The organism is Pantoea sp. S61, assembly GCF_016625145.1.
Lineage (GTDB): Bacteria > Pseudomonadota > Gammaproteobacteria > Enterobacterales > Enterobacteriaceae > Pantoea > Pantoea rwandensis_B.
Genome location: NZ_JACVUO010000007.1, coordinates 72169 through 96612 on the forward strand (window position 1 = coordinate 72169; position 24444 = coordinate 96612).

At 55.4% G+C, this 24444-nt stretch carries 18 protein-coding genes; 11 read left to right on the forward strand and 7 right to left on the reverse strand.

The genetic code is table 11. The features are described 5' to 3' along the window. The first annotated feature begins 182 nt into the window (after positions 1-182). Positions 183-2732, forward strand: a complete 2550-nt coding sequence (gene mrcA / locus IAE30_RS15145) for a peptidoglycan glycosyltransferase/peptidoglycan DD-transpeptidase MrcA (protein ID WP_038644278.1) — start codon at positions 183-185, stop codon at positions 2730-2732. Between the two features lie 50 nt (positions 2733-2782). Here the strand turns inward: mrcA and nudE are convergent, their stop codons facing one another. Then, the gene (nudE, locus tag IAE30_RS15150) at positions 2783-3349 is read right to left on the reverse strand and encodes an ADP compounds hydrolase NudE (protein WP_038644276.1); all 567 of its coding nucleotides are present in this window, start codon (positions 3347-3349) and stop codon (positions 2783-2785) included. Positions 3350-3746: 397 nt separating this feature from the next. Between nudE and IAE30_RS15155 the strand changes: the two genes are divergently transcribed. From IAE30_RS15155 to pckA, 5 genes are all read left to right on the forward strand, one after another. Beyond that, complete coding sequence (locus IAE30_RS15155; RefSeq protein ID WP_200680293.1) at positions 3747-5888, forward strand: intracellular growth attenuator family protein; 2142 nt, start codon at positions 3747-3749, stop codon at positions 5886-5888. Between the two features lie 51 nt (positions 5889-5939). Further along, a complete protein-coding gene (gene yrfG, locus IAE30_RS15160) occupies positions 5940-6608 on the forward strand; it encodes a GMP/IMP nucleotidase (RefSeq protein ID WP_038644273.1) in 669 nt (222 codons plus the stop codon). 13 nt (positions 6609-6621) lie between these two features. Continuing rightward, positions 6622-7023 (forward strand): ribosome-associated heat shock protein Hsp15, encoded by a 402-nt coding sequence (gene hslR / locus IAE30_RS15165; RefSeq protein WP_038644272.1) that lies wholly within the window; start codon positions 6622-6624, stop codon positions 7021-7023. A gap of 25 nt (positions 7024-7048) precedes the next feature. Beyond that, positions 7049-7921, forward strand: coding sequence for an Hsp33 family molecular chaperone HslO (gene hslO / locus IAE30_RS15170; protein ID WP_038644271.1), 873 nt, complete (start codon positions 7049-7051; stop codon positions 7919-7921). Between the two features lie 270 nt (positions 7922-8191). Beyond that, positions 8192-9811 carry a phosphoenolpyruvate carboxykinase (ATP) gene (pckA, locus tag IAE30_RS15175; RefSeq protein ID WP_200538706.1) on the forward strand — a complete coding sequence of 540 codons (1620 nt, stop codon included), beginning with the start codon at positions 8192-8194 and terminating at the stop codon, positions 9809-9811. 70 nt (positions 9812-9881) lie between these two features. On the opposite strand, the gene envZ is transcribed toward pckA, so the two are convergent. Beyond that, a complete protein-coding gene (envZ, locus tag IAE30_RS15180; protein WP_034819650.1) occupies positions 9882-11240 on the reverse strand; it encodes a two-component system sensor histidine kinase EnvZ in 1359 nt (452 codons plus the stop codon). Continuing rightward, positions 11237-11956: a two-component system response regulator OmpR gene (gene ompR / locus IAE30_RS15185; RefSeq protein WP_001157751.1), complete on the reverse strand. Its 720-nt coding sequence runs from the start codon at positions 11954-11956 to the stop codon at positions 11237-11239. The genes envZ and ompR overlap by 4 nt, the downstream gene beginning before the upstream one ends. 514 nt (positions 11957-12470) lie before the next feature. On the opposite strand from ompR, the gene yjbE reads away from it, so the two are divergent. After that, a complete protein-coding gene (gene yjbE / locus IAE30_RS15190; RefSeq protein WP_038644267.1) occupies positions 12471-12713 on the forward strand; it encodes an exopolysaccharide production protein YjbE in 243 nt (80 codons plus the stop codon). 124 nt (positions 12714-12837) lie between these two features. Here the strand turns inward: yjbE and greB are convergent, their stop codons facing one another. Beyond that, positions 12838-13326 (reverse strand): transcription elongation factor GreB, encoded by a 489-nt coding sequence (greB, locus tag IAE30_RS15195; protein WP_038644265.1) that lies wholly within the window; start codon positions 13324-13326, stop codon positions 12838-12840. Between the two features lie 204 nt (positions 13327-13530). Here greB and IAE30_RS15200 point away from each other — a divergent pair, with 204 nt between their 5' ends. After that, complete coding sequence (locus tag IAE30_RS15200; RefSeq protein ID WP_038649829.1) at positions 13531-15861, forward strand: Tex family protein; 2331 nt, start codon at positions 13531-13533, stop codon at positions 15859-15861. A 127-nt stretch (positions 15862-15988) separates the two neighbouring features. Next, positions 15989-17677, forward strand: coding sequence for an alpha-amylase family glycosyl hydrolase (locus IAE30_RS15205; protein ID WP_200680295.1), 1689 nt, complete (start codon positions 15989-15991; stop codon positions 17675-17677). Here IAE30_RS15205 and bioH read toward each other — a convergent pair. After that, positions 17658-18431 carry a pimeloyl-ACP methyl ester esterase BioH gene (bioH, locus tag IAE30_RS15210; protein ID WP_200680297.1) on the reverse strand — a complete coding sequence of 258 codons (774 nt, stop codon included), beginning with the start codon at positions 18429-18431 and terminating at the stop codon, positions 17658-17660. The two genes, IAE30_RS15205 and bioH, sit on opposite strands and share 20 nt — an antisense overlap. Before the next feature lie 34 nt (positions 18432-18465). On the opposite strand from bioH, the gene gntX reads away from it, so the two are divergent. Beyond that, positions 18466-19143: a DNA utilization protein GntX gene (gene gntX, locus IAE30_RS15215; protein ID WP_200680300.1), complete on the forward strand. Its 678-nt coding sequence runs from the start codon at positions 18466-18468 to the stop codon at positions 19141-19143. Positions 19144-19201: 58 nt separating this feature from the next. Next, positions 19202-19777 carry a Fe-S biogenesis protein NfuA gene (gene nfuA, locus IAE30_RS15220; protein WP_034819678.1) on the forward strand — a complete coding sequence of 192 codons (576 nt, stop codon included), beginning with the start codon at positions 19202-19204 and terminating at the stop codon, positions 19775-19777. A 37-nt stretch (positions 19778-19814) separates the two neighbouring features. Here nfuA and malQ read toward each other — a convergent pair whose 3' ends face one another. Both malQ and malP read right to left on the reverse strand, forming a co-directional pair. After that, complete coding sequence (gene malQ / locus IAE30_RS15225) at positions 19815-21860, reverse strand: 4-alpha-glucanotransferase (protein WP_200680302.1); 2046 nt, start codon at positions 21858-21860, stop codon at positions 19815-19817. A gap of 90 nt (positions 21861-21950) precedes the next feature. Continuing rightward, complete coding sequence (gene malP / locus IAE30_RS15230) at positions 21951-24356, reverse strand: maltodextrin phosphorylase (protein ID WP_200680305.1); 2406 nt, start codon at positions 24354-24356, stop codon at positions 21951-21953. Between the last annotated feature and the right edge of the window lie 88 nt (positions 24357-24444).

Genomic DNA, 24444 nt, shown 5'->3' on the forward strand with positions numbered 1-24444 from the left:
GGCAAGGCGGAAAACGAGCGATGGCTCAGGCGCTTACTGAAGTCAGCATCTAAGGTAAGCTCGCGCAGCCGACACAGCTGCAGCTCGAAGTATGACGGGTATATCAAAGCGTCAGGCTTGCCTTTATACTACCGCGCGATTGTTTATAAACTGCCCAAACGACAACAGATGGGAATTCTCAGGTGAAGTTCGTAAAGTATTTATTGATTCTTACAGTGTGTTGCATTCTGCTGGGAGCAGGCACGGTTTATGGTTTGTACAAATACATAGAGCCGCAGCTGCCCGATGTGAACACGCTGAAAGACGTGCGTTTGCAAACCCCGATGCAGGTTTACAGCGCGGATGGCGAACTGATCGCCCAGTATGGTGAGAAGCGCCGCGTGCCGCTCACCCTGCAACAGATGCCGCCTGAGCTGATCAAAGCGTTCATTGCAACGGAAGACAGCCGCTTCTATGAGCACCACGGCGTCGATCCGGTGGGCATTTTCCGTGCCGCCAGCGTCGCGCTGGTGTCCGGCCATGCTTCGCAGGGTGCCAGTACCATCACGCAACAGCTGGCGCGTAACTTCTTCCTTAGCCCCGAACGCACGCTGATGCGTAAGATCAAGGAAGCGTTCCTGGCGATTCGCATTGAACAGCTGCTGAGCAAGGATGAAATCCTCGAGCTCTACCTCAACAAAATCTATCTCGGCTACCGTGCCTATGGTGTCGGAGCGGCAGCACAGGTCTACTTCGGTAAGCCGGTTGATCAGCTCTCACTGAGTGAGATGGCGATGATTGCCGGTCTGCCGAAAGCACCGTCAACCTTTAACCCGCTTTACTCTCATGCGCGCGCGCTGGCGCGTCGTAATGTGGTACTGGCGCGTATGCTCGACCAGAATTACATCACGCAGCAGCAGTATGATGACGCGCGCAACACGCCGCTGGTCGCAACCTATCATGGTCCCGAAATTGCCTTCTCCGCACCTTATCTGAGCGAAATGGTGCGTCAGGAGATGGTGAAACGCTATGGTGACGCCGCTTACGATGATGGCTACAAGGTGTATACCACCGTCACGCGTCATCTGCAGGAGGCCGCACAACAAGCTGTTCGCAATAACGTGATGGCGTATGACATGCGTCATGGTTATCGCGGCCCGACCAACGTGTTGTGGAAAGTGGGCGAAGCAAGCTGGGATAAGAGCCGCATTCAAAACGCGCTGAAAGACCTGCCCACCTACGGCCCACTGAATGCCGCCGTGGTGACCACGGCCACGGCCGATGAAGCCACCGCGATGATGAAAGACGGCAGCAGCGTCTCTCTGAGTATGGCGGGCGTTCGCTGGGCGCGTCCTTACAAATCCGACACGCTACAAGGCCCTACGCCCCGCAGCGTGACGCAGGTACTGCAGGCTGGCCAGCAGATTTGGGTGCGTAAAGTCGATAACGACTGGTGGTTAGGTCAGGTGCCGCTGGTCAACTCGGCCCTCGTCTCGCTCAATCCAGAAGACGGTGCGGTACGCGCGCTGGTCGGTGGTTTTGACTTCAACCAGAGTATGTTTAACCGCGCGACACAGGCACTGCGTCAGGTCGGTTCAAACATCAAACCGTTCTTGTATACCGCCGCGATGGACCGTGGACTGACGCTGGCTTCCATACTGAACGATGTGCCCATTTCACGTTGGGATGCGGGTGCCGGAGCGGACTGGCGCCCCAAAAACTCCCCGCCGACCTATGCGGGACCTATCCGCTTGCGTCAGGGCCTGGGTGAGTCGAAAAACGTGGTGATGGTTCGTGCAATGCGTGCGATGGGTGTGGATTACGCCGCAGAGTATCTGCAGCGCTTCGGTTTCCCTGCACAGAACATCATCCATACCGAATCGCTGGCACTGGGTGCGGCTTCGTTTACCCCAATGCAGGTGGTGCGCGGTTATGCCGTGATGGCTAACGGCGGCTTCCTTGTCGATCCTTACTTCATTACCAAAATTGAAAATGAGCAAGGCGGCGTGGTGTTTGAAGAGAAACCGAAGATTGCCTGCCCGCAGTGCAATCTGCCGGTGATCTACGGCGACACCAAAAAATCGCTGGCGTTGAATGAAGAGAGCGTGGAAAACGTCGCAACCTCCGATCAATCGCAGAACCAAGCGGTACCACAGCCCGAGCTGGAGCAAGTGCCCGCTCAACCGCAACCCGCGGGTGATCAGCAATATGCTCCGCATGTGATCAATACGCCGCTGTCGTTCCTGATCAAAAGCGCACTGAACTCCAACGTGTTCGGTGAGCCCGGCTGGATGGGAACAGGCTGGCGCGCGGGTCGTGACCTGAAGCGTAACGATATCGGCGGAAAAACCGGTACCACTAACAGCTCGAAGGATGCGTGGTTCTCTGGTTACGGCCCTGGTGTCGTGACCTCAGTGTGGATTGGTTTCGATGATTCACGCGCGCTGGGCCGCTCGACCATGTCAGGTGCGATTCCTGACCAGATTTCTGGCTATGAAGGCGGCGCGAAGAGTGCTCAGCCAGCCTGGGATGATTACATGAAATCTGCGCTGGATGGCGTGCCGGTACAGCCGCTGACACCGCCAGATGGCGTTGTCACTGTGACGATCGATCGCGGTACGGGCAAGCTGGCCAACGGTGGCGGCAATACCCGTCAGGAGTACTTCATCAATGGCACTCAGCCAACGGAGTATTCAGTGCATGATGTGGGCACCACACTCATGGACAACGGCCAAAGCCACGAACTGTTCTGATAAAAAAAGCCGGCGTATTCGCCGGCTTTTTTATTGTGTATTTGTCGTCTTCAGTAGGTCAATCGACCCTGCTTCACCAGCCACTCACGCACCAGGAACAGCGCACTGACATTCCGGGCTTCACGGAAATCTGGCTCTTCCAGCAACGCCAGCAGGTTATTGAGCGGCCAGCGGTGAACAATCAGCGGTTCAGGTTCATCCCCTTCCAGCTTCTCTTCATACAGCCCTTCTGCCACCACAATGTTCATTTTGCTGGAGAAGTAAGAGGGTGCCATAGTGAGTTTACCCAGCGCTTCGAGTTTTCGGGCACCAAAGCCGGCTTCTTCTTTTAACTCACGGTCTGCGGCTTCAAACACGCTTTCGCCTGGGTCGATTAACCCCTTAGGAAAACCCAACTCATAGCTTTCCAGCCCTACGGCATATTCCTGAATCAGGATCACATCATCACCCAGAATCGGCACAATCATCACCGCTTCCCGGTTGGAAGGTTTCATACGCTCATAGACACGGCGTGCACCGTTACTGAAAGCGAGATCAACCGCTTCAATAGTAAACAAGCGGGAGCGGGCCACCGCTTCCACGTTGAGGATGTCAGGTTTTTTCATTGGAGTTTTCATATCAGCCTCAAACTTAGCACAGCCTTGTGAATCGCGATGACGCCAGCATACCGAAGCCCGCAGCAATGTGCGACACGCAGCGCAGGGAAAGCATCGTGACACACATTTGCTTACGCCTGCTAACAACTTATTGTTATCTATACACTTAAATTTTCACAATAAGTCAATGGGGTTTTGTTAAATTCAGAAAATACCGATATTTAATTGAGTGTCCTGTGGTTAACATCCCATTAAGGAATAATCTAATAAATTATAATTCAATGATTTTGTGCGTTATTTTATCTGAGTTTTTTCTTGTAAGAATGACTTCTGCTCGCCAAAATTGACTGGTAATAATGGTTCCACCGGGAGCACATCGTAAACGTGAAGGCAGTTTTTTGGCTGGATTGAGCAAAGCATGAGCACTTTTATCATCATTCTGGCTGTCATGCTGGCCTGCTCTCTTATAGCAGGAATAGGTTATTGGTACGCTATGCGGCATCGTCCGCCGTTGGCGAAACCGCTGCCGTTTATTAGTCCCCCCTGCCGCAAACTCACTGATGAAGAACGTCTCGCCGTTGAAGCGTACATTGCGTCCCTGGCGAAACAGCAAAAACAGAGTACTGCCCGCTCCTCAAAGAAGTCGCGTGAGACCGAATCCCTGACGCTCACGGCGCAAAGCAACAATGTTTATCCCGTCACGCGTTCCATCACTCGCTATGGCCTCTCAACGGATGATGCGCATCAATGGCGCTACTACCTCGATGAAGTGGAAGTGCATCTGCCACCGCTGTGGGAGCAGTACATTGCGGAAGAGAATTATGTTGAGCTGATCCGCACTCAAACGCTGCCACTGGTGATCTCACTCAACGGTCACTCGTTAGTGAATTATGCCGTAGAACAACCCGCCTTGCCGCCGCTGGTGCGTTCAATGTCGACCAACGCCTCTATTCGTAAAGAGGAGAGCGAAAATGTCGAGCTGCTGCAGGTGCGTAAAGAATCGCCGGAAGAGTACCGTCTATCGCGGCCAGATGGCACGCGCGAGGCCATTGTTATCTGCTTTGCCTTCCTGCTGTTCTTCCTCAGCCTGGTGCTGCCCGGAAGCCTGATGGTGTGGATTGCCCTGCCAGCCTGCGCAACGATCGCGGTTAGCTTGTGGTTCCTTTACCGCTTCCCGGGTGAAAAAGGGCTGCGCGATGTGCACTGTTTGCGCGGAGCACCGAAACGCTGGGGCCTGTTTGGTGAATCCAATCAGGAGCAGAGCAATATCTCGCTGGGCATTATCGATTTAATTTATCCCGCCCACTGGCAACCCTATGTGGCGCACGATTTGGGCCAGGTGACGGATGTCGACATCTATCTGAATCGGCAAGTGGTGCGCCAGGGGCGTTTCCTCTCACTGCACGATGAGGTTCGCAATTTCCCGGTTCAGCGCTGGCGCAAAAATCTGGTGCTGGCTTGTGGTTCGCTGGTGGTCCTGGTGATGCTGTTTACCTGGATTCCGCTCAGTATGCCGATCAAGCTCAGCCTCGCCTGGGTAAAAGGCACCGAAAGCATTGAAGTGAATAGCGTGGATAAACTCAACGCCCTGCCGCTGCACATCGGTGACAACCTGAAGGTGAGTGGAACCGGCATGTGTTCCGTACCGGGCAACTATCAAAGCAATCGCAGCTATGCGTATATGCCGTTCGACTGCTCAGCCATTTACTGGAATAACGCAGCACCTCTGCCGCAGCCGCAGTCAGATATCATCGATAAAGCTGCCGCTCTGCTTGATACCACCACACGTCAGCTGCATCCGGAAACCAACACCGATCCGAAACTCAATCCACAGCTTGCCTCCGCGATTCAGAAATCGGGCATGATTCTGCTGGATGATTTCTCTGATTTAGTACTGAAAACACAGGATCTGTGCAGCCAGCAGCAAGATTGCGTCCGGCTGAAAAATGCCCTGGTGAATCTGGGCAATGCTAAGGATTGGGATTCACTGATCCACCGCGCTGATTCCGGCAAGCTTAACGGCATGAACGTGCTGTTACGCCCGGTCAGTGCGGAAGCGCTGGAGAACCTGGTGAATACCGCGACCTCGACTTTCTTCTCGCGTGAAACCCGTCGTGCAGCAGAAAATCTGAATAGCCCACCACCGGGCGGCTTCCTGATAATGAGTGATGAGGGCCGTCAGATGGTGAACCAGCCACAGCCTTCCGTGTCGCTGTTTGATCTCGATGCGCCGTCGCAATGGCGCGAATTGCAACGCATGTCCGGTATGCTGTTGCACACACCGTTTGCTGCCAACGGCATTATTACCAGCATCACCACTGACGCTAACGGCACACGCCACATTGCGTTGCACAATGAACCGGATGCGATGGCGCAATGGCGATACCTCGGTACCGCATTATTGATGCTGGTGCTGATCCTCTGCGGCGTCACCAATGGGCTGTTGGCCCTGCGACGTGTGCATCGTAATCGCCTGCGCATGGTGGAAATTCAGCAGTATTACGACAAGTGCTTCAATCACAATCTGAGCACTATGCAGAGCGTGCGCTCACTGTTCTGAGCCCTTCCCTTCTGTGCTACCCTGTCGCCCTATTTTTTAGGGCGAGAGAGTATGACGATGACGCTAAACTGGTCCGGGATTGATACCGTGCTGCTGGATATGGATGGCACGCTGCTCGATCTCGCCTTTGACCGCCATTTCTGGCTGGAGCACGTTCCGGAAACCCTGAGCCGCGAGCGTGATATCACGCTGGCCGAAGCACACCAGCTGATTCAGCAGAAGTATCAAGCCGTGGTGCATACGCTAAACTGGTATTGTCTTGATTACTGGTCGCAAGAACTGGCCTTGGATATCCGCGCCATGACATGGGAAAAGCGTCACCGTGCGGCCATGCGCGAGGATACGCTACCGCTACTCCAGGCACTGCGTGCTGCGGGTAAACGCACCATCTTGCTGACCAATGCGCATCCGTACAACCTCGAGGTAAAGCTGGAGCAAACCGGTTTGGCTCCCCACCTTGATTTATTACTTTCTACCCATACCTTTGGGTATCCGAAAGAGGATCCACGTCTCTGGCAGGCCGTGCAGCAGCAAACGGCATTCGATAGCGAACGCACGCTGTTCATTGATGATAGCGAAGCGATCCTTGATGCAGCGGCACGCTGGGGCATTCGCTGGTGTTTAGGCGTCAGCAATCCGGATTCCGGTCGGCCCGATCAATCTTTCCAGCGTCATGCTGCAGTGCGAGACTATCGCCAGTTGTGTGAAACGCTGCGTTAAAGCAGGAGCCGCAATGAAAGAAAAAACCAGCGAAGGTGTCCGCCTCGATAAATGGCTGTGGGCTGCGCGTTTTTATAAAACGCGCGCGCTGGCTCGCGAAATGATCGATGGCGGTAAAGTGCATTACAACGGCCAGCGCAGCAAACCGAGTAAAATCGTGGAATTGCAGGCCGAACTAACACTGCGCCAGGGCAACGATGAGCGAACGGTGGTGATTACCGCCATAGGCGATCAACGCCGCCCAGCCACTGAAGCGCAAGCGATGTATGCGGAGACCGCCGCCAGCATTGAGAAGCGTGAAAAAACGGCACTGGCGCGCAAAATGAATGCCCTGACCATGCCGCACCCCGATCGCCGCCCGGATAAAAAAGAGCGCCGCGATCTGATGAAATTTAAATTGTCGGGCGATGAATAACCGTCGCCCCAACGAGAGAAACACTATGTCTGTTCAAGATCAACTGCACCGTTACCTGTTCGAAAATGTCGCCGTGCGCGGCGAGCTGGTCAACGTATCCGAAACCTGGCGTGAGATTGTCAAAAACCACGACTACGCCGAACCGGTGAAAAACCTGCTGGGTGAATTGCTGGTCGCGACCAGTTTGTTGACCGCAACGCTGAAATTCGATGGCGACATCACCGTTCAGTTACAGGGCGATGGTCCACTGACATTGGCGGTGATCAACGGCAACAACAAACAGGAATTACGTGGCGTTGCACGCGTGAAGGAAGATAGCGAAATTGCGCCGGGCAGCAGCCTGAAAGAGATGGTGGGCAACGGCTATCTGGTCATCACCATTTCTCCGGAAAAAGGCGAGCGTTATCAGGGCGTCGTCGGTCTGGAAGCCGATACGCTGGCTGGTTGCCTGGAAGATTACTTCATGCGTTCTGAGCAGTTGCCAACTCGCCTGTTTATTCGTACCAGCGATAAAGGCGCCGCCGGTATTCTGTTGCAGGTTCTGCCTGCACAAGAGCCGAGCCAGGATGATTTTAACCATCTGGCCACTCTGACCGAAACCGTGAAGAGCGAAGAGCTGATTGAGCTGCCCGCGACGGATGTGCTGTGGCGCTTGTATCACCAGGAAGAAGCCACGGTGTTTGATCCGACGCCGGTCAGCTTCAAATGCACCTGTTCACGTGAACGCTGTGGCGAAGTATTAAACACGCTGCCGGTTGAAGAAGTGGACGAAATTCTCGAAGAGGATGGCAAGATCGATATGCACTGCGATTATTGTGGCTCGCACTATGTTTATGATGCCGTAGACATTGCTGCCATTCGTAACGCACCAACGCCTAACAGCGATCAATTGCACTAATCCCCCTACGGGCGGCATCGCCGCCCGCATTCCTGTCAGGAATGAACTCATCACTTTTTCGCGAAAATTAACTACCTTATACTGACTTTAGTTTCTTAAGTGGCGGATTTCTCTACTTGTCACGTTCCAGCTCGCATTTTTAACTCTCCTCACTTTTACGCCCTGCTCAGACGTGTACACTGCGCGCGATCTGCCCTGTCCGGCTATGCGCGGCAGAACGCAGAATCTCTCATAAAAATGCTATGAAGCACTGATTTAAGGAGCAGCCACATGCGCGTTCACGGCCTGACATCGCAAGCCCTTGCCGCTTTGGGCATCAGCAACACCACAGAAGTGGTGTACAACCCTGACTTTGATACGCTGTTTCAGGAAGAAACCCGCCCGGAACTGGAAGGTTATGCGCGAGGCACCCTGACGCAAAGCGGCGCCATTGCCGTGGATACCGGCATCTTTACCGGGCGTTCGCCAAAAGATAAGTACATCGTGCGCGATGACACCACGCGTGACACCTTATGGTGGAATGACGTTGGAAACGGCAAAAATGACAACCAGCCGCTGTCGCAGGAAACCTGGCAGGCGCTGAAAGATCGCTGCACGGCGCAACTCTCTGGCAAACGTCTGTTTGTTATCGACGCCTTCTGCGGCGCGAATCCGGATACCCGCCTGAGCGTGCGCTTTGTGATGGAAGTGGCCTGGCAGGCGCATTTCGTCAAAAACATGTTTATCCGCCCTGATGAAGCCGAGCTGGCCTCCTTTAAACCGGATTTTGTGGTGATGAACGCCGCGCAGTGTACCAACCCGGACTGGCAGGCTCAGGGTTTACACTCAGAGAACTTTGTCGCCTTTAACCTCACCGAACGCATGCAGCTGATTGGCGGCACCTGGTACGGCGGCGAGATGAAAAAAGGTTTGTTCGCCATCATGAACTACCTGTTGCCGCTGAAAGGCATCGCGTCAATGCACTGCTCGGCGAACGTGGGTAAAGCGGGTGACGTTGCGGTATTCTTCGGCCTGTCTGGCACCGGTAAAACCACGCTGTCCACCGATCCCGACCGCCAGCTGATTGGCGATGACGAACACGGTTGGGACGATGATGGTGTCTTCAACTTCGAAGGTGGCTGCTACGCCAAAACCATCAATCTGTCGGAGAAAGCTGAGCCGGAGATCTATCGCGCTATCCGCCGTGATGCCCTGCTGGAGAACGTCGTGGTGCGGGCAGATGGCAGCGTTGATTATGCTGATGCCAGCAAAACTGAAAACACCCGTGTTTCCTATCCCATTGAGCATATTGAAAACATCGTGCAGCCGGTCTCCAAAGCGGGCCATGCGCAACGCGTTATTTTCCTGACCGCTGATGCCTTTGGTGTGCTGCCGCCGGTTTCACGCCTGACACCGGAACAAACCCAGTATCACTTCCTGTCGGGTTTTACCGCCAAACTGGCCGGCACCGAGCGCGGTGTCACCCAGCCAACGCCGACGTTCTCAGCCTGTTTTGGCGCGGCCTTCCTGACGTTGCATCCAACGCAATATTCCGATGTGCTGGTGAAGCGCATGGAAGCAGCGGGTGCAAAAGCGTATCTGGTGAATACCGGTTGGAATGGCAGCGGTAAACGTATTTCACTGAAAGATACCCGCGCCATCATCAATGCGATTCTGGCGGGTGAGCTGGACGACGTAGCGACGGTAACGCTACCGGTATTTAACCTGCAGATGCCAGCAACCCTGGCGCAAGTCGATGACGCGATTCTGGATCCACGTCGCAGCTGGCCGGATGAAGCCGCGTGGCATGAGGCCGCGCAGGGGCTGGCGCAGCGTTTTGTCACCAACTTTGAGAAGTATACCGATAACGATGCAGGCAAGGCGCTGGTTCAGGCTGGACCGCAGTTGTGATGTGAATGAGCCGCCAAATGGCGGCTCATTGATACGAAGTCCAACGCGTTGCATCGATCTGAGCGAGGCGTTAACTGTGATGCGTACTGACTAACGCTGTACTGTTATTTTCCGGAATCGGCAACCACGCGCGAATGCGCAATCCGCCATGCTCGCTCTCACCTATCTCCAGCGAGCCTTCATGCGCATCGATAATACGCTGCACAATCGCCAACCCTAAGCCGGTGCCGCTGGTGCTGCGTGCGCTATCGCCACGTACAAAGGGCTGGAACAGATGCTGAAGCTGATCGGGCTTAATACCCGGACCATCGTCTTCCACCTGGAACCAGGCGCGATTCAGTTCCTGACCGCTGCTGACTTTGATCCAGCCGTTACCATAACGCGCGGCATTCACCACCAGATTCGCCACGGCACGCTTAATCGACAGCGGGTTGATATCCAGCATCAACTCTTCCGGCATCACCGCATTCTCAATCTCACGCTCATAGCCGCTTTCCGCCGCCACCACTTCACCTAACACGCTGTTGAGATCGGCGCGTTCGGTCTGCATCTCCTGCCCTGTACGCAGATAGTCGATGAACTGCTCGATGATGGCGTTGCACTCTTCGATATCTTTATTGATCGACTCGGCCAGATAGCCATCCTGTTCACTCATCATCTCGGTGGCGAGACGAATGCGTGTTAAGGGGGTGCGCAAATCATGGCTCACCCCCGCCATCAGCAGCGTACGGTCATCGGCGAGCTGTTTGACGCCCGCCGCCATCTGGTTAAAGGCTCGGGTGACGGAACGAACTTCCGATGCACCATACTCACGCAGAGGAGGAGGAATGATGCCTTTACCGACCTGAAGCGCTGCGTGCTCCAGGTCGACCAGGGGTCGGTTCTGAATGCGGATAAACAGCCAGGCCCCGCCGATCGCCAGCAACATAATCGCCAGGGTGTAGCGGAACAGTGGCGAGAAATCGCCCTGATGGATTTCAGTCAGCGGTACACGCACCCAAATGTCTGGCGACAACCAGGTTTTCAGCCAGACCACGGGGGAATTCTTGTTAACCTCGACGCGGACATCGGTCGGGCCACCCAGCTGTTGCGCCATCTGCTCGCTAAGGAATTCGTAATGCTGTGCCCAGCGCAGGCCACTCTCTTCTGCCGCTGCGTTGGTGTACAACGAAATACCCAGTTCACGATAAATTTCACGCCGGAAGGCGGGTGGCACTTCCAGTTGCGTGCCATCTTCCAGCTGCAGTCGATCGGTCATCAACATACGCACTTCGTAGGCGAGGACTTTATTGAACTGCTGCAAACTTGGAAGAATGGCGAAATTCAACACCACCAGATAGGTCGTTACCAGGCTGACGAACAGCAAGGTAACGATCAATAACAGGGTGCGGGCAAACGAACTGCGAGGAGAGAAGCGCAATCGCCTCATGCTTTACTGCCGTCCGGAACGAAGACGTAGCCAAGACCCCAAACGGTCTGGATGTAGCGCGGATGCGCCGGATCTTCTTCTACCATGCGACGCAGACGGGAAATCTGCACGTCGATAGAACGTTCCATCGCACTGTATTCACGGCCACGCGCCAGGTTCATCAGCTTATCGCGTGATAACGGTTCACGCGGATGGCTCACCAGCGCTTTCAACACCGCAAACTCACCACTGGTCAACGGCATTGGCTCATCTTCACGGAACATTTCACGCGTGCCGAGGTTCAGTTTGAACTTACCAAAGGCGATAACCGCTTCTTCCTGTGAAGGCGCACCTGGCAATTCATTGGCCTGACGGCGCAGCACGGCACGAATACGGGCCAGCAGTTCACGTGGGTTGAACGGCTTAGGAATGTAGTCATCAGCACCGATTTCCAGTCCGACAATACGATCCACTTCTTCGCCTTTTGCCGTCACCATAATGATCGGCATCGGGTTGCTCTGGCTGCGCAAACGGCGGCAAATGGACAAGCCATCTTCGCCTGGCAACATCAGATCCAGCACCATTAAATGGAATGATTCACGGGTCAGCAGACGATCCATCTGCTCGGCGTTGGCGACACTGCGCACCTGAAAGCCCTGCTCGGTGAGATAGCGTTCGAGCAGTGCGCGCAAACGCATATCATCATCGACGACCAGAATTTTGTAGTTCTCTTGCATTGTTCAACTCCCAAAGGCGCCATTGCCTGAGTCAATATTGTGTAAAAAAGATGCCTGCATGTGACAGTTATTAATGGTTTATATTCTAGCCGAAATTGTTACAAAGCATATTAAACAGCAGCTTATATTTAATTTAAGCCCTGAAATGCGCGTTGTCTCCCGCTTTTTATCGGGGCTTTCCAGCCGCTTAGCGCTAATCCGAAAATTTCCGTAGTTTTCTTTTCGAAAATGGATCACCGGGCCGCAGACCGCTCGTTATCACAGCATTTGGGACCATTTGACTTAAGTCGACAGGCCAGAATCGTTCGGTTGGCGATCATTCGCAGCATAATATCTGGCTCTTTTCGTTTTCAGTGCTCATCTGCTCTCGGAACAATACGCATCTCGCGCCTGATAAGGCCAGCGTTAAATAAAGTCTGATTAATCAGTTACTAATCAGCACTTTCATCCCGCATAACGATCTCAGAAACTGCAAGGGTTCCTGCTGAAATTGCGCATCTTTGGAGAGAGAAAAATGAAAAAAACTGCGGTCTTGCTGAGTGCACTGGTGCTGGTCAGCCTTTCTCAGGCTCATGCTGCCACTAGCGCGGGCGAAGCGGCGGGAGCCCAGGCTTCCACCACTGCCAAAGGCAACTCAGACGCGATTGGCGTGGGTGCCGTGGGTGCACTGTTGGGAGTGGCGCTGGCAACCATGGGCGGCGGTGACAAAGGCACCAGCAGCACATCGACCACCACCGCGACCACACCAGGCAAATAATCCGAACGTTTCAGGCGCGGCAAGGCTGCGGCGCTTCCCCCTTTTACTGCCAGCCCATTTCGCCACCGGAGAATAAGTTGCACCCAAGGCTTTTTTACCCAAGCCATTATTCTCCGCCTCTTTTTTACTCTGGGTTCTTCACATACTCGATGCAGTTAACAAACCACACTTTCTGCCCTTCCGGCGTATTCACCACGACTTCGTCATCCACCTCTTTCTTGATCAGCGCACGGGCCATCGGTGAATCAATGGAGATGTAATCCTTAACCGCATCGCCATAGATTTCATCCGGCCCCACAATGCGAAACCGCTTTGCATCACCCTGTTCATTTTCCACCTCAACCCAGGCACCAAAGAACACCTTCCCTTCCTGTTGCGGCGCATAATCGACAATTTTCAAATCGGCGAGGCACTTGCGCAGATAGCGCACACGGCGGTCAATCTGCCGCAACAGGCGTTTGTTATAGGTGTAATCGGCGTTTTCCGAACGATCGCCAAGGCTGGCCGCCCAGGAGACAATTTTGGTGATTTCCGGACGCTTTTCGTTCCACAAATGCTCGTGCTCGGCACGTAATTTGTTATAGCCTTCGCGGGTAATCAGTTGGGTTTTCATAACATCTACTCGTGGCAATAATGGGTCTTTACAGCAAAGAGGCCAACAATAAGCGACTGCATTGCTATCAGCAAGGTGTGCGCAGTGATGTGCGTGCTGCATTCAGAAAAAGACGGATTCGCCTGTCCCCGGCTGGCAATTTGCCGCCCCAATCCGTATAACTGTCCCCTATTTTCCAACCCTGTGTAAGCATTGTTAATGATGATGAAAGATTCACTGAGCCAGATTATCGCAAGTGAGCTGAAGGCACGCGCCGACCAGGTTGACGCCGCTGTACGCTTGCTGGATGAAGGGAACACCGTGCCATTTATCGCACGTTATCGTAAGGAAGTGACCGGTGGGCTGGATGATACCCAGTTGCGTCAGCTGGAGAGCCGCCTTGGCTATCTGCGTGAGCTGGAAGATCGCCGCCAGTCAATTCTGAAATCCATCGATGAGCAGGGCAAACTCACCCCAGAACTCGCCACGGCCATCAATGGCACGCTGAACAAAACTGAACTGGAAGATCTGTATCTGCCGTATAAGCAGAAACGCCGCACGCGTGGGCAGATCGCCATCGAAGCGGGCCTGGAGCCACTGGCTGAAACGCTATGGAGCGATCCTTCTCAGGAACCCGAGTCATTGGCTGCAAGCTATGTGGATGCGGATAAAGGCGTCGCCGATGTTCGCGCAGCGCTGGATGGCGCACGTTATATCCTGATGGAACGTTTTGCCGAAGACGCCACGCTGCTGGCAAAAGTGCGTGATTATCTGTGGAAAAACGCGCATCTGGTGGCTCGTGTGGTGGAAGGTAAAGAGGAAGAGGGCGCGAAATTCCGCGACTACTTCGATCACCACGAACCTCTCAGCACCGTTCCTTCTCACCGTGCGCTAGCGATGTTCCGTGGTCGCAATGAAGGCGTGCTGCAACTCTCTCTGAACGCCGATCCACAATTCGAAGAAGCGCCGCGCGAAAGCCACGGTGAAACGCTGATCGCCGACCATCTGCAACTGCGTCTGAACAATGCACCGGCAGACAGCTGGCGTAAAGCGGTGGTGAGCTGGACCTGGCGCATCAAAGTGCTGCTGCATCTCGAAACCGAACTGATGGGCACCATTCGCGAACGCGCAGAAGATGAAGCGATTAACGTATTCGCCCGCAACCTGCACGATTTGCTGATGGCGGCTCCGGCAGGCATGCGCGCCACCATGGGGCTCGATCCGGGCCTGCGTACCGGCGTGAAAGTCGCCGTGGTGGATGCCACCGGCAAACTGGTGGCACATGACACCATCTATCCGCACACCGGACAGGTGGCGAAAGCCGCATCAGCTGTGGCAGCACTGTGCATCAAACACCAGGTAGAGTTGGTGGCGATTGGTAACGGTACCGCTTCACGTGAAACCGAGCGTTTCTTCCTCGACGTGCAGAAGCAGTTCCCGCAGATCAACGCGCAGAAAGTGATTGTCAGCGAGGCTGGCGCATCGGTCTATTCCGCATCGGAACTGGCCGCGCTGGAGTTTCCGGACCTGGATGTTTCCATTCGCGGCGCCGTCTCCATTGCGCGTCGCTTGCAGGATCCGCTGGCCGAGCTGGTGAAAATCGATCCGAAATCCATCGGCGTTGGCCAGTATCAGCATGATGTGAGCCAAAGCCAGCTAGCGAAGAAGCTGGACGCGGTGGTGGAAGACTGCGTAAACGCCGTCGGCGTGGATCTGAATACCGCTTCAGTCGCCTTGCTGACGCGCGTGGCAGGCTTAACCCGCATGATGGCGCAGAACATTGTCACCTGGCGCGATGAGAACGGCCGCTTCCAGAATCGCCAGCAGCTGCTGAAAGTCAGCCGTCTTGGGCCAAAAGCTTACGAGCAGTGTGCCGGCTTCCTGCGCATCAATCACGGCGATAACCCGCTGGATGCCTCCACCGTGCACCCGGAAGCTTACCCGCTGGTCGAACGTATTCTGGCCGCGACTGAACAGGCGCTGAGCGAACTGATGGGCAACCCGGGTGGGTTGCGCGATCTCAACGCGCGCGACTTCACCGACGAGCGTTTTGGTCTGCCAACCGTCACCGACATCATGAAAGAGCTGGAGAAACCGGGGCGCGATCCCCGTCCGGAGTTCAAAACCGCGCAGTTTGCCGAAGGCGTGGAAACGCTGAACGATCTGCTGCCGGGCATGATTCTGGAAGGCGCGGTCACCAACGTCACCAACTTTGGTGCTTTCGTGGATATCGGCGTGCATCAGGATGGTCTGGTGCACATCTCTTCACTGTCAGACAAGTTCGTCGAAGATCCCCATCAGGTGGTGAAAGCGGGCGATATCGTCAAAGTGAAGGTGATGGAAGTGGATATGCAGCGTAAACGCATCGCCCTCACCATGCGTCTTGACGAGCAGCCCGGCGAGAGCAATGCGCGCGGCGGCAATAACCGCAGCAGCGGCAAAGAAAATGCACGTCCCGCCGCTAACAGCAAAGGACGCGGTAAACCTGCCAATGCACCTGCAGGCAACAGCGCGATGGGTGATGCGCTGGCAGCAGCATTTGGCAAAAAACGCTAACGCCCAGCCCTGAATAACGCGCGGAGGCGGCTTCGCTCCGCGCGTACACATTTGATAAATCCCCTCATCCGTCTACGCTGAAAAAATCCGTGTGAAAAAATGACCTTCCGCGTGGCCCGACGATCTGATGGACATAATCAACGCCTTACTTGATGAGATTTACGCAGGCCGCTTCCCCGTCCCCGCACGTGAGCGTCTGCTTTCCCACATTCGTGCAGCGCGAGATACCGCTAAACTGCCGCGCAAAGCCCACTGGGATGAGAAGGATGTGGTATTGATCAGCTACGCCGATCAGTTCCGTGAACCCGATAAGCCCACACTTGCCAGCTTCTCGCACTTCTATCAGCAGCATCTGCAATCCACTTTCAGCCTGGTCCATCTGCTGCCATTTTTTCCCTACTCTTCCGACGATGGCTTCTCCGTGATTGATTATCACCAGGTGAACCCTCTTTGTGGCGAGTGGCAGCATATTGCGGCGCTGCACAGTGAAACCCGGCTGATGTTCGATTTTGTCTGCAACCATATGTCGGCGCACAGCCAATGGTTTCGCCACTTTTTGGCGCTGGATCCCGGCTGGGATGACTTTTTTATCAGCATGCCGCCGGCCACCGATCTCAGCGCCGTGACGCGTCCCCGCACCTCGCCACTGCTCACACCCTTCGAGATGGCCGATGGTGAGACACGCTTTATCTGGACCACATTTAGCGCCGATCAAATCGACCTTAACTTTGCCAATCCTGAAGTGCTGATTCGCATGGTCGACGTATTGCTGGATTACCTGAACAAAGGCGCCGATTACGTTCGTCTCGATGCGGTGGGATATATGTGGAAAACGCCGGGTACAAATTGTATTCACCTGCCCAAGACCCACCAGCTGGTGAAGCTGTTTCGCGCCATCGCTAACGAAGTCGCACCAGGCACGGTGATCGTCACGGAAACCAATGTGCCGCACAAGGACAACATCAGCTATTTTGGTAACGGGCACGACGAAGCGCAGATGGTGTATCAGTTTTCACTGCCGCCGCTGGTGCTGCATGCCATTCATTCAGGATCCGCACGCGCGCTGCGCCAATGGGCCAGCACGCTGGGCACCAGTAACGGCACCACCACTTTCTTCAACTTCCTTGCCTCGCACGATGGCATTGGCCTCAATCCTGCGCGCGGTATTTTGTCTGAAGTGGAGATCGTAGCACTGGTGCGAGATTTAGCGCTGGAAGGGGCGCTGGTGTCTTATAAAAATAATCCCGATGGCACCACCAGCCCTTACGAAATTAACGTCACCTATTTCGATGCTCTCAACCAACAAAATGATGACGATGACACGCGTCTGCGTCGCTTCCTGCTGGCACATGCCATTCTGCTCGCCTTTCCGGGCGTGCCGGCGATCTATATCCAAAGTATTCTGGGATCGCGCAACGACAATGAAGGCGTGCGCGCGGCAGGACACAACCGCGCCATCAATCGCCAGAAATACAGTTTGCGTGAAATGGAACAGTGGATCAGCGGCGATGACCCGTTGCGTCAGCAGGTGTATGAACGACTCAGCGCATTGATCCAGCTGCGCACCCGCCAGAGTGCGTTCCACCCGGATAATGCGATGACGCTACTGGAAAGTGAAAATACCGTGCTGATGTTGCGACGGCATGCGCCAGGCAGTGATGACGGGCTCTTGTGCGTGTTTAATCTCAGCAGCCGGGAAGTCACCACGCATCTGCCACAGACACGACATTTTCAGGATGTGATCAGCGGCGAGAAGATCGACGGCAGCCAGCCGATGACACTGGCTGCGTGGCAATTTATGTGGCTGCGTGGATAAACTGCTGCACCTGCTGACAAAACGCATCAGGATGAGAGATAAAGGGAGCGTGGGCGGCCTTCTCCATCACAACCGATGGCGACGCGGGCCAGCGCGCATCCAGCTCCGCCGCAATACGACGCGGCACCAGTCCGTCGAGTGATCCATAGATACGCATAAACGGCAGCGCAAGATTATCCAGCGCCGTACGCAGATCATCCTGTCGCAAGATCTCTAACCCACCTTCCAGCACCGCGACCGAAGGCATTGGCTGCGATAGCACCACGTCTTTGAGCTGACGTGCATCCTGGCGAGCGTTTTCCGTACCCATGGTTTGCAAGGCCAGGAAACGTTCTACGGTGCGCTGGAAATCATTGCTCAACTGCTGCTGGAAGCTCTCCAGCGTCTCAGGCTTGATGCCCGGCCAATCCTCGTGCGCGGTAAAACAGGGCGACGATGCCACGCTAATCAGCGCGGTGACACGTTCAGGCTGCGTCAGTGCAAGCTGGCTGGCAACCAGTCCCCCCAGCGACCAACCGAGCAACACGGCACGCTCAGGAAGTTGTGGAACCAGCTGTTGAGCCATGTCGACTAAGGTCAGTGCATCAAATCCCTGGCTGCGGCCAAAGCCGGGCAGATCCACCAGGTGCAGACGAAAATGCGGGCTGAGTCGTGGAACAATGTTCTGCCACACTTCGGCATTCAATCCCCAGCCGTGCAGCAGCACAAGATCGCGATCGCCCGTGCCTGTGGTGTGCCAGTAAAGCGAACTCATCGGTTACACTCCCGAAAAGTGAAAAGAGGCCGCTATGCTATCAATCCCTGCCCTGTGTTGGCTATGCCGCCTGCCATTACAGATTGCCAGACATGGGCTATGCAGCCGCTGTGTGCAACAAATCCCGGCGCTGCCCGCGATCTGCCCTTGCTGTGCACTGCCGGCCAACGGCACCCGATTGTGCGGCCGCTGTCTGCGTCGTCCACCGCCGTGGCACAGCCTGACCTGCGTTAGCGATTACCTGCCGCCGCTGAGTGATTGGGTCATCCAGCTGAAATTTTCTCGGGCAACCGCACTCAGAGTGATGCTGGCGCGGCTACTTTTGTTAAAATTGTTAAATAGTCGCCGCGTTAACCTGACGCCGCGCATCGATTTGGTGTTGAGTGTGCCGTTACATCGGCGTCGTGCCTGGCAGCGTGGCTATAATCAGGCTGAGCTGCTGGCAAAACCGCTGGCACGCTGGCTAGGTTGTGAATATCGTGCGGGGGTGCGCCGCAGACGGCGGGGGTTGGTCCAGCATGCGTTGCGCGCTTCGGCGCGGAAAAAGAATCTGCGCGGGGCCTTTTCCCTTGAAATGCCGGTGCGCGGACGCCATATCCTGCTCATCGACGATGTGGTGACCACCGGAAGCACGGTGGCAGAAATCAGCCGCATTTTGCTGGCGCAAGGCGCGGCCAGCGTGCATATTGGCTGTCTGTGCCGTACCTTGTAGAGCGTCGGCGTTGGGCGTATTATAACCAAGTATTTTAGTCAACTATTGAGCAATCGCCATGATCGTTATTACTGATGCTGCGCAAGAGCACTTCTCAAAATTGCTATCAAAACAAGAAGATGGCACACAAATTCGCGTATTCGTCATTAATCCGGGTACGCCAACCGCTGAATGCGGTGTTTCTTACTGCCCACCCGATGCAGTTGAAGCCACTGATACTGAAATGAAGTTCGAAAAGCTGTCAGCCTATGTTGATGAGCTGAGCGCGCCTTATCTGGAAGATGCTGAGATCGATTTTGTCACTGATAACCTCGGTTCCCAGCTGACGCTGAAAGCGCCAAACGCCAAGATGCGTAAAGTGTCTGATGATGCGCCAATGGTTGAGCGTGTGGAGTATCTGCTGCAAGCGCAGATCAACCCACAGCTGGCTGGTCACGGTGGTCGTGTATCCCTGATGGAAATCACCGATGACGGTTACGCGATTCTGCAGTTTGGCGGCGGCTGTAACGGCTGTTCAATGATCGACGTCACGCTGAAAGATGGCATCGAGAAAGAGCTGTTGGCAGCGTTCCCTGAGCTGAAAGGTGTGCGTGACCTCACTGAACACCAGCGCGGCGAGCACTCTTACTACTGATTTTCTTGCGGCAGCGCACCCGAGCTGCCGCAGATTTCTACCTCGCTTTGCGCCCGTCATTCACCGCTTTCAGAACGTGCTTCACGGCTTTGTCGGCAAACATCTCTTCCAGCGAGACACATAACTTGCGCCGCCAGTTCGGATACTCATCCACTGTGCCAGGCACGTTTACCGGCATTGTCATGCCGAGCCAATCTTCCGGCTGCAATCCCAGTAGTGCGCTTTCCGTGCGGGCCAGGTAACGGTGCATCGCCACATTCAGCGCCGGCGTAAGCGGTTGTTTCAACGCAGGTTGACGACTGCGAGCAGGCATGGCTCCCGCCTGCTGTAAGGCATCCAGCAAAGCCTGCTTTTGTGCCGTGCGTTGTTGTTGCAGGGAGTGCAGCACGCTATCGCGATACATGCCAAGCTTTTCACCCAATGCCAAATCTTCCGCCTGCCAGAATCCGCTCAACGTGGGCAAATCATGGGTACTGGCACTGGCAATCGACTGGCGAGGATAAGCCGAAGGCTGGCGGTAGCGGCCATCGCGCTCCTGTTCGAAGAACAACACTTTCCACGAGAAAATACCGTGGCTGCGCATCATGCGCACGATGATCGGCGGCACAATGCCCAGATCCTCGCCGATCACCATGCAGCGATGGCGCTGACTTTCCAGCGCCAGAATCGCCATTAAATCGTCCACCGGATACGACACATAGGCGCCTTTATCCGCTGTCTCACCATACGGAATCCACCACAGCCGCAATAACGCCATCACGTGATCGATACGCAACGCGCCGCAATCACGCATATTGGCGCGCAACAAATCAATAAAAGGCTGATAGCCGCGCGCGCGCATCTCGTGCGGATCAAGCGGCGGCAACGCCCAGTTTTGCCCCAGTGGCCCCAGGCGATCCGGCGGCGCACCCACAGAAGCGCCCAGCTTATACAGCTGCGCATCCTGCCAGGTTTCTGCACTGTGCTGCGCCACACCCACGGCGAGATCACGGTAAAGCCCCACCGTCATGCCGAGTTGCTGGCTGTGCTGCCAGCAGGCGGCAAATTGCTGTTGCGCCAGCCACTGCAACCAGCACCAGAATTGAATCTCGTCCTCATGCTGCGAGCACCACTGTTGCACCTCGGGCTGATGCGCATTGCGCCAGGTTTCCGGCCATGACGCCCATCCCCACGCCTTCTCCTGCTGAGCGCTGCGTTCTGCCAGAATGCCGTCAAACGCCGCCTGATAGCGCAGATGATCGCCGCCCTCAGCGACAAATTGCAGGAACGCCTGTTCAGGCTGATAATGCTGCCAGGCCAGACGTAGCGCCGTGATTTTCAACTCCGCCACCGCACGATAGTCGACATAGTCAGTTGCGCGCGCGGCTTGCACAGCCTTGCGCGTTTCAGCGCGTTTCCACCAACGCTGTGCTTCATCACTTTGTGCGAATGCCGTGACCTGATTGATGTCGATATACAACATATTCAGCCAGCGACGCGAGGTGGGGCTATAAGGGCTGGCGTGTTCAGGCTGCGCAGGATAAAGCGCGTGTAACGGGTTGAGGCCAACAAAATCGCCACCGTGAGCGGCAACCTGCTCCAGCATTTGCGCAAGATCGCCAAAATCACCGATCCCCCAATTGCGATCGGATCGCAGCGTGTAAAGCTGTACCAGCGCTCCCCACCGTTTGTCGCCTTGCGCTAGCGGTTCGGATAAATAGCAGCGACGTGGCGCGATAATAATGCGCGAGTGCCACTGCTGACGTCCCTGCCGCAAGGTCAAACGGTGATAACCCTGCGCCAGACGCGGTGGCAACGCGAAGGCTTCCCCCGCCTGTAGCGTGCCGCTGTAAGTTTTGCCGCGTTCGGTTTCAAACTGCCAGCTAAACTCGCCTTTGCCCTGCGGGCAACACTGACGCGGACGGCGCGGGGTAAAAACCAGCACCGGCGGCAGTGGTGGCGCTTTACCTTCCGGCGTATTCATCACCGCCAGCAGTGCACGTTTGGTGTCGTCGCTAATGCGCACCCGCTCACCGTTCGCGTTGGTAAAATCTACCGCAATACCCGCGTCCTGCGCGGCCTTATCCAGTTTACTGAGTGTCATCGCATCTCCTTAGGTGCGGTGCGCATCCATGCGCACCCGACGAAAACCGTACCGAACAACATCGGGTTGCCATTGTTGGCGAGCTGTAAATCAGCGCGCGGCCTGCCAGATACGCTGCTGGTAATCGCGAATCGAACGATCGGAGCTGAAACGCCCGGTGCGCGCGGTGTTAAGAATCGCCGCTTTGGTCCACGCCTCCGGATTTTTCCACAAGGCTTCAACCTGCTGCTGCGCCTCGAGATAAGCCTCGAAATCGGCCAGTACCAGCCAGGGATCGCCGCCTTTGGTCAGGCTGGTGAGCAGCATGTCAAATGCCTGCTTGTCACCTGCACTGAACTTGCCCTTCTCCAGGTCTTTCAGCAAACCATCCAGATAATTATTCTGCTTGCGCAGCTTTTTCGGGCTGTAGCCGTTGGCTTTGAGCGCCTTTACCTCATCCACCGTATTGCCGAAGATAAAGATGTTCTTCTCGCCCACCGCTTCGGCGATCTCAACGTTTGCGCCATCCAGCGTGCCAATGGTCAGCGCGCCGTTCAGCGCCAGCTTCATATTCCCGGTGCCGGACGCTTCATAACCGGCGGTCGAGATTTGCTCCGAGAGATCGGCTGCCGGAATCATCAGCTCTGCGGCGGTAATGCGATAGTCCGGAATAAATACCACTTTCAACCGATCGCCAACTTTAGGATCGTTGTTAATCACTTCAGCCACTTTGTTGATGGCGTAGATGATGTTCTTGGCCAGGTAGTAGCCTGGCGCGGCTTTCGCACCAAACAGAAACACGCGTGGCACAAAGTCAGGGTTATCAGGATTGTCCCGCAACTGACGATAGCAGTGCAGCATATGCAGCAGGCTGAGGTGCTGACGTTTGTACTCGTGTAGCCGTTTAATCTGCACATCGAACAGCGCATCAGGGTTCACATCAATGCCGGTCACGCGTTTGATATACACGGTCAGCCGCAGCTTGTTCTGCTGCTTGATGATACGGAACTGCTGACGGAAAGCTTTCTTACGCGCATAGGGCGCCAGCCACTCCAGCGCATCCAGATCGTTGGCCCACTCCACCTGCAACGTCTCATCAATCAGGTTCGACAGCAGCGGATTGCACTGCTTTAACCAGCGGCGCGGCGTGATGCCGTTGGTAACATTGTGGAATTTGGTCGGCCACAGTTGGTGATACTCCGGGAACAGATCCTTCACCACCAGCTCAGAGTGCAGCGCAGCCACGCCATTCACGGCGAAACAGCTCACCACACACAGGTTCGCCATACGCACCTGCCCGTCGGCCACCACCGCCAGCTTCTGCCAGGTCGCGCTGTCGCCAGGCCACTGCTTCTTGACGATTTTTTTCAGCCGCTGGTTAATTTCGCGGATGATCAGCATATGGCGCGGCAGCAGATCGCGCACCAGCTGTTCATCCCAACGCTCCAGTGCTTCCGGCATCAGCGTGTGATTGGTGTAGGCGAAAACACGACTGGTGATGTGCCAGGCTTCATCCCAGCTCAATTGATGCTCATCCAGCAGAATACGCAGCATTTCCGGGATGGCGATGGTGGGATGGGTATCGTTGAGCTGGATGACTTCAAAATCGGGCAAGCTGTGAATCGAGCGCCCAGCGAGATGATGACGACGCAAAATATCGCCCACCGCGCAGGCGCACTGGAAATATTGCTGCATCAGGCGCAGGCGCTTGCCTTCAGCGTGATTATCGTTGGGATACAGCACCTTGGTGAGTTTGTCAGCATCAATCCCGGGCTGTTCGGCCTGCAGAAACTTGCCATCATTGAACAGGGTGAGATCGAACGGATGCACGCTGGTGGCTTGCCACAAACGTAACGGCAGCGTCACGCCATTGCGGTAGCCGACCACCGGCAAATCCCAGGCTTCACCTTTAAGATGAAGTTTAGGTCGCCACTGCAGCGAGCCATCGCTGTTTTTCTTCACTTTGCCGCCGATGCCAACCTGCACATCCTGCGCGGCGTTATGGCGAAACCACGGATAACTGTTGCGCTGCCAGTCGTCCGGCGCCTCTTTTTGCTGGCCATCGTCAAAGGTCTGGCGAAACAAACCGTACTGATAATTAAGGCCATGTCCCATCGCGGCCTGCCCGACAGTGGCCATGGAGTCCATGTAGCACGCGGCCAGGCGCCCCAATCCACCGTTGCCAAGCGCCGGATCCACCTCTTCCTCCAGCAACTCACTGAGTTCTACCTGATGGGCCACCAGCGCTTCCTTCACCTCGTCGTACCAACCGAGATTCAGCAAGTTGTTGCCGGTCAGGCGGCCGATAAGAAACTCCATCGACAGATAGTTCACATGGCGTTGGCCTGCGCGCGGTGTGGCGGGCGGCTGTGTGGCGAGCATCTCCGTCAGCACACGGCTTAATGCCTGCCACCACTGATGCGGTGTCATTTGCTGGGCGGAGGTGAGTCCAAGGTGCTGCCATTGGCGGGTAAGTGCGGCGTCGAAACGTGTCTTATTAAATTTTTGCTGCGACATATCAATCCCTTCGAATCCGTTAACGGTAAAGATGGGCGAGCGCATAACCAGAAAGGATAAGTAAAGCCGGGGGCGAAGAAAAAAGCGA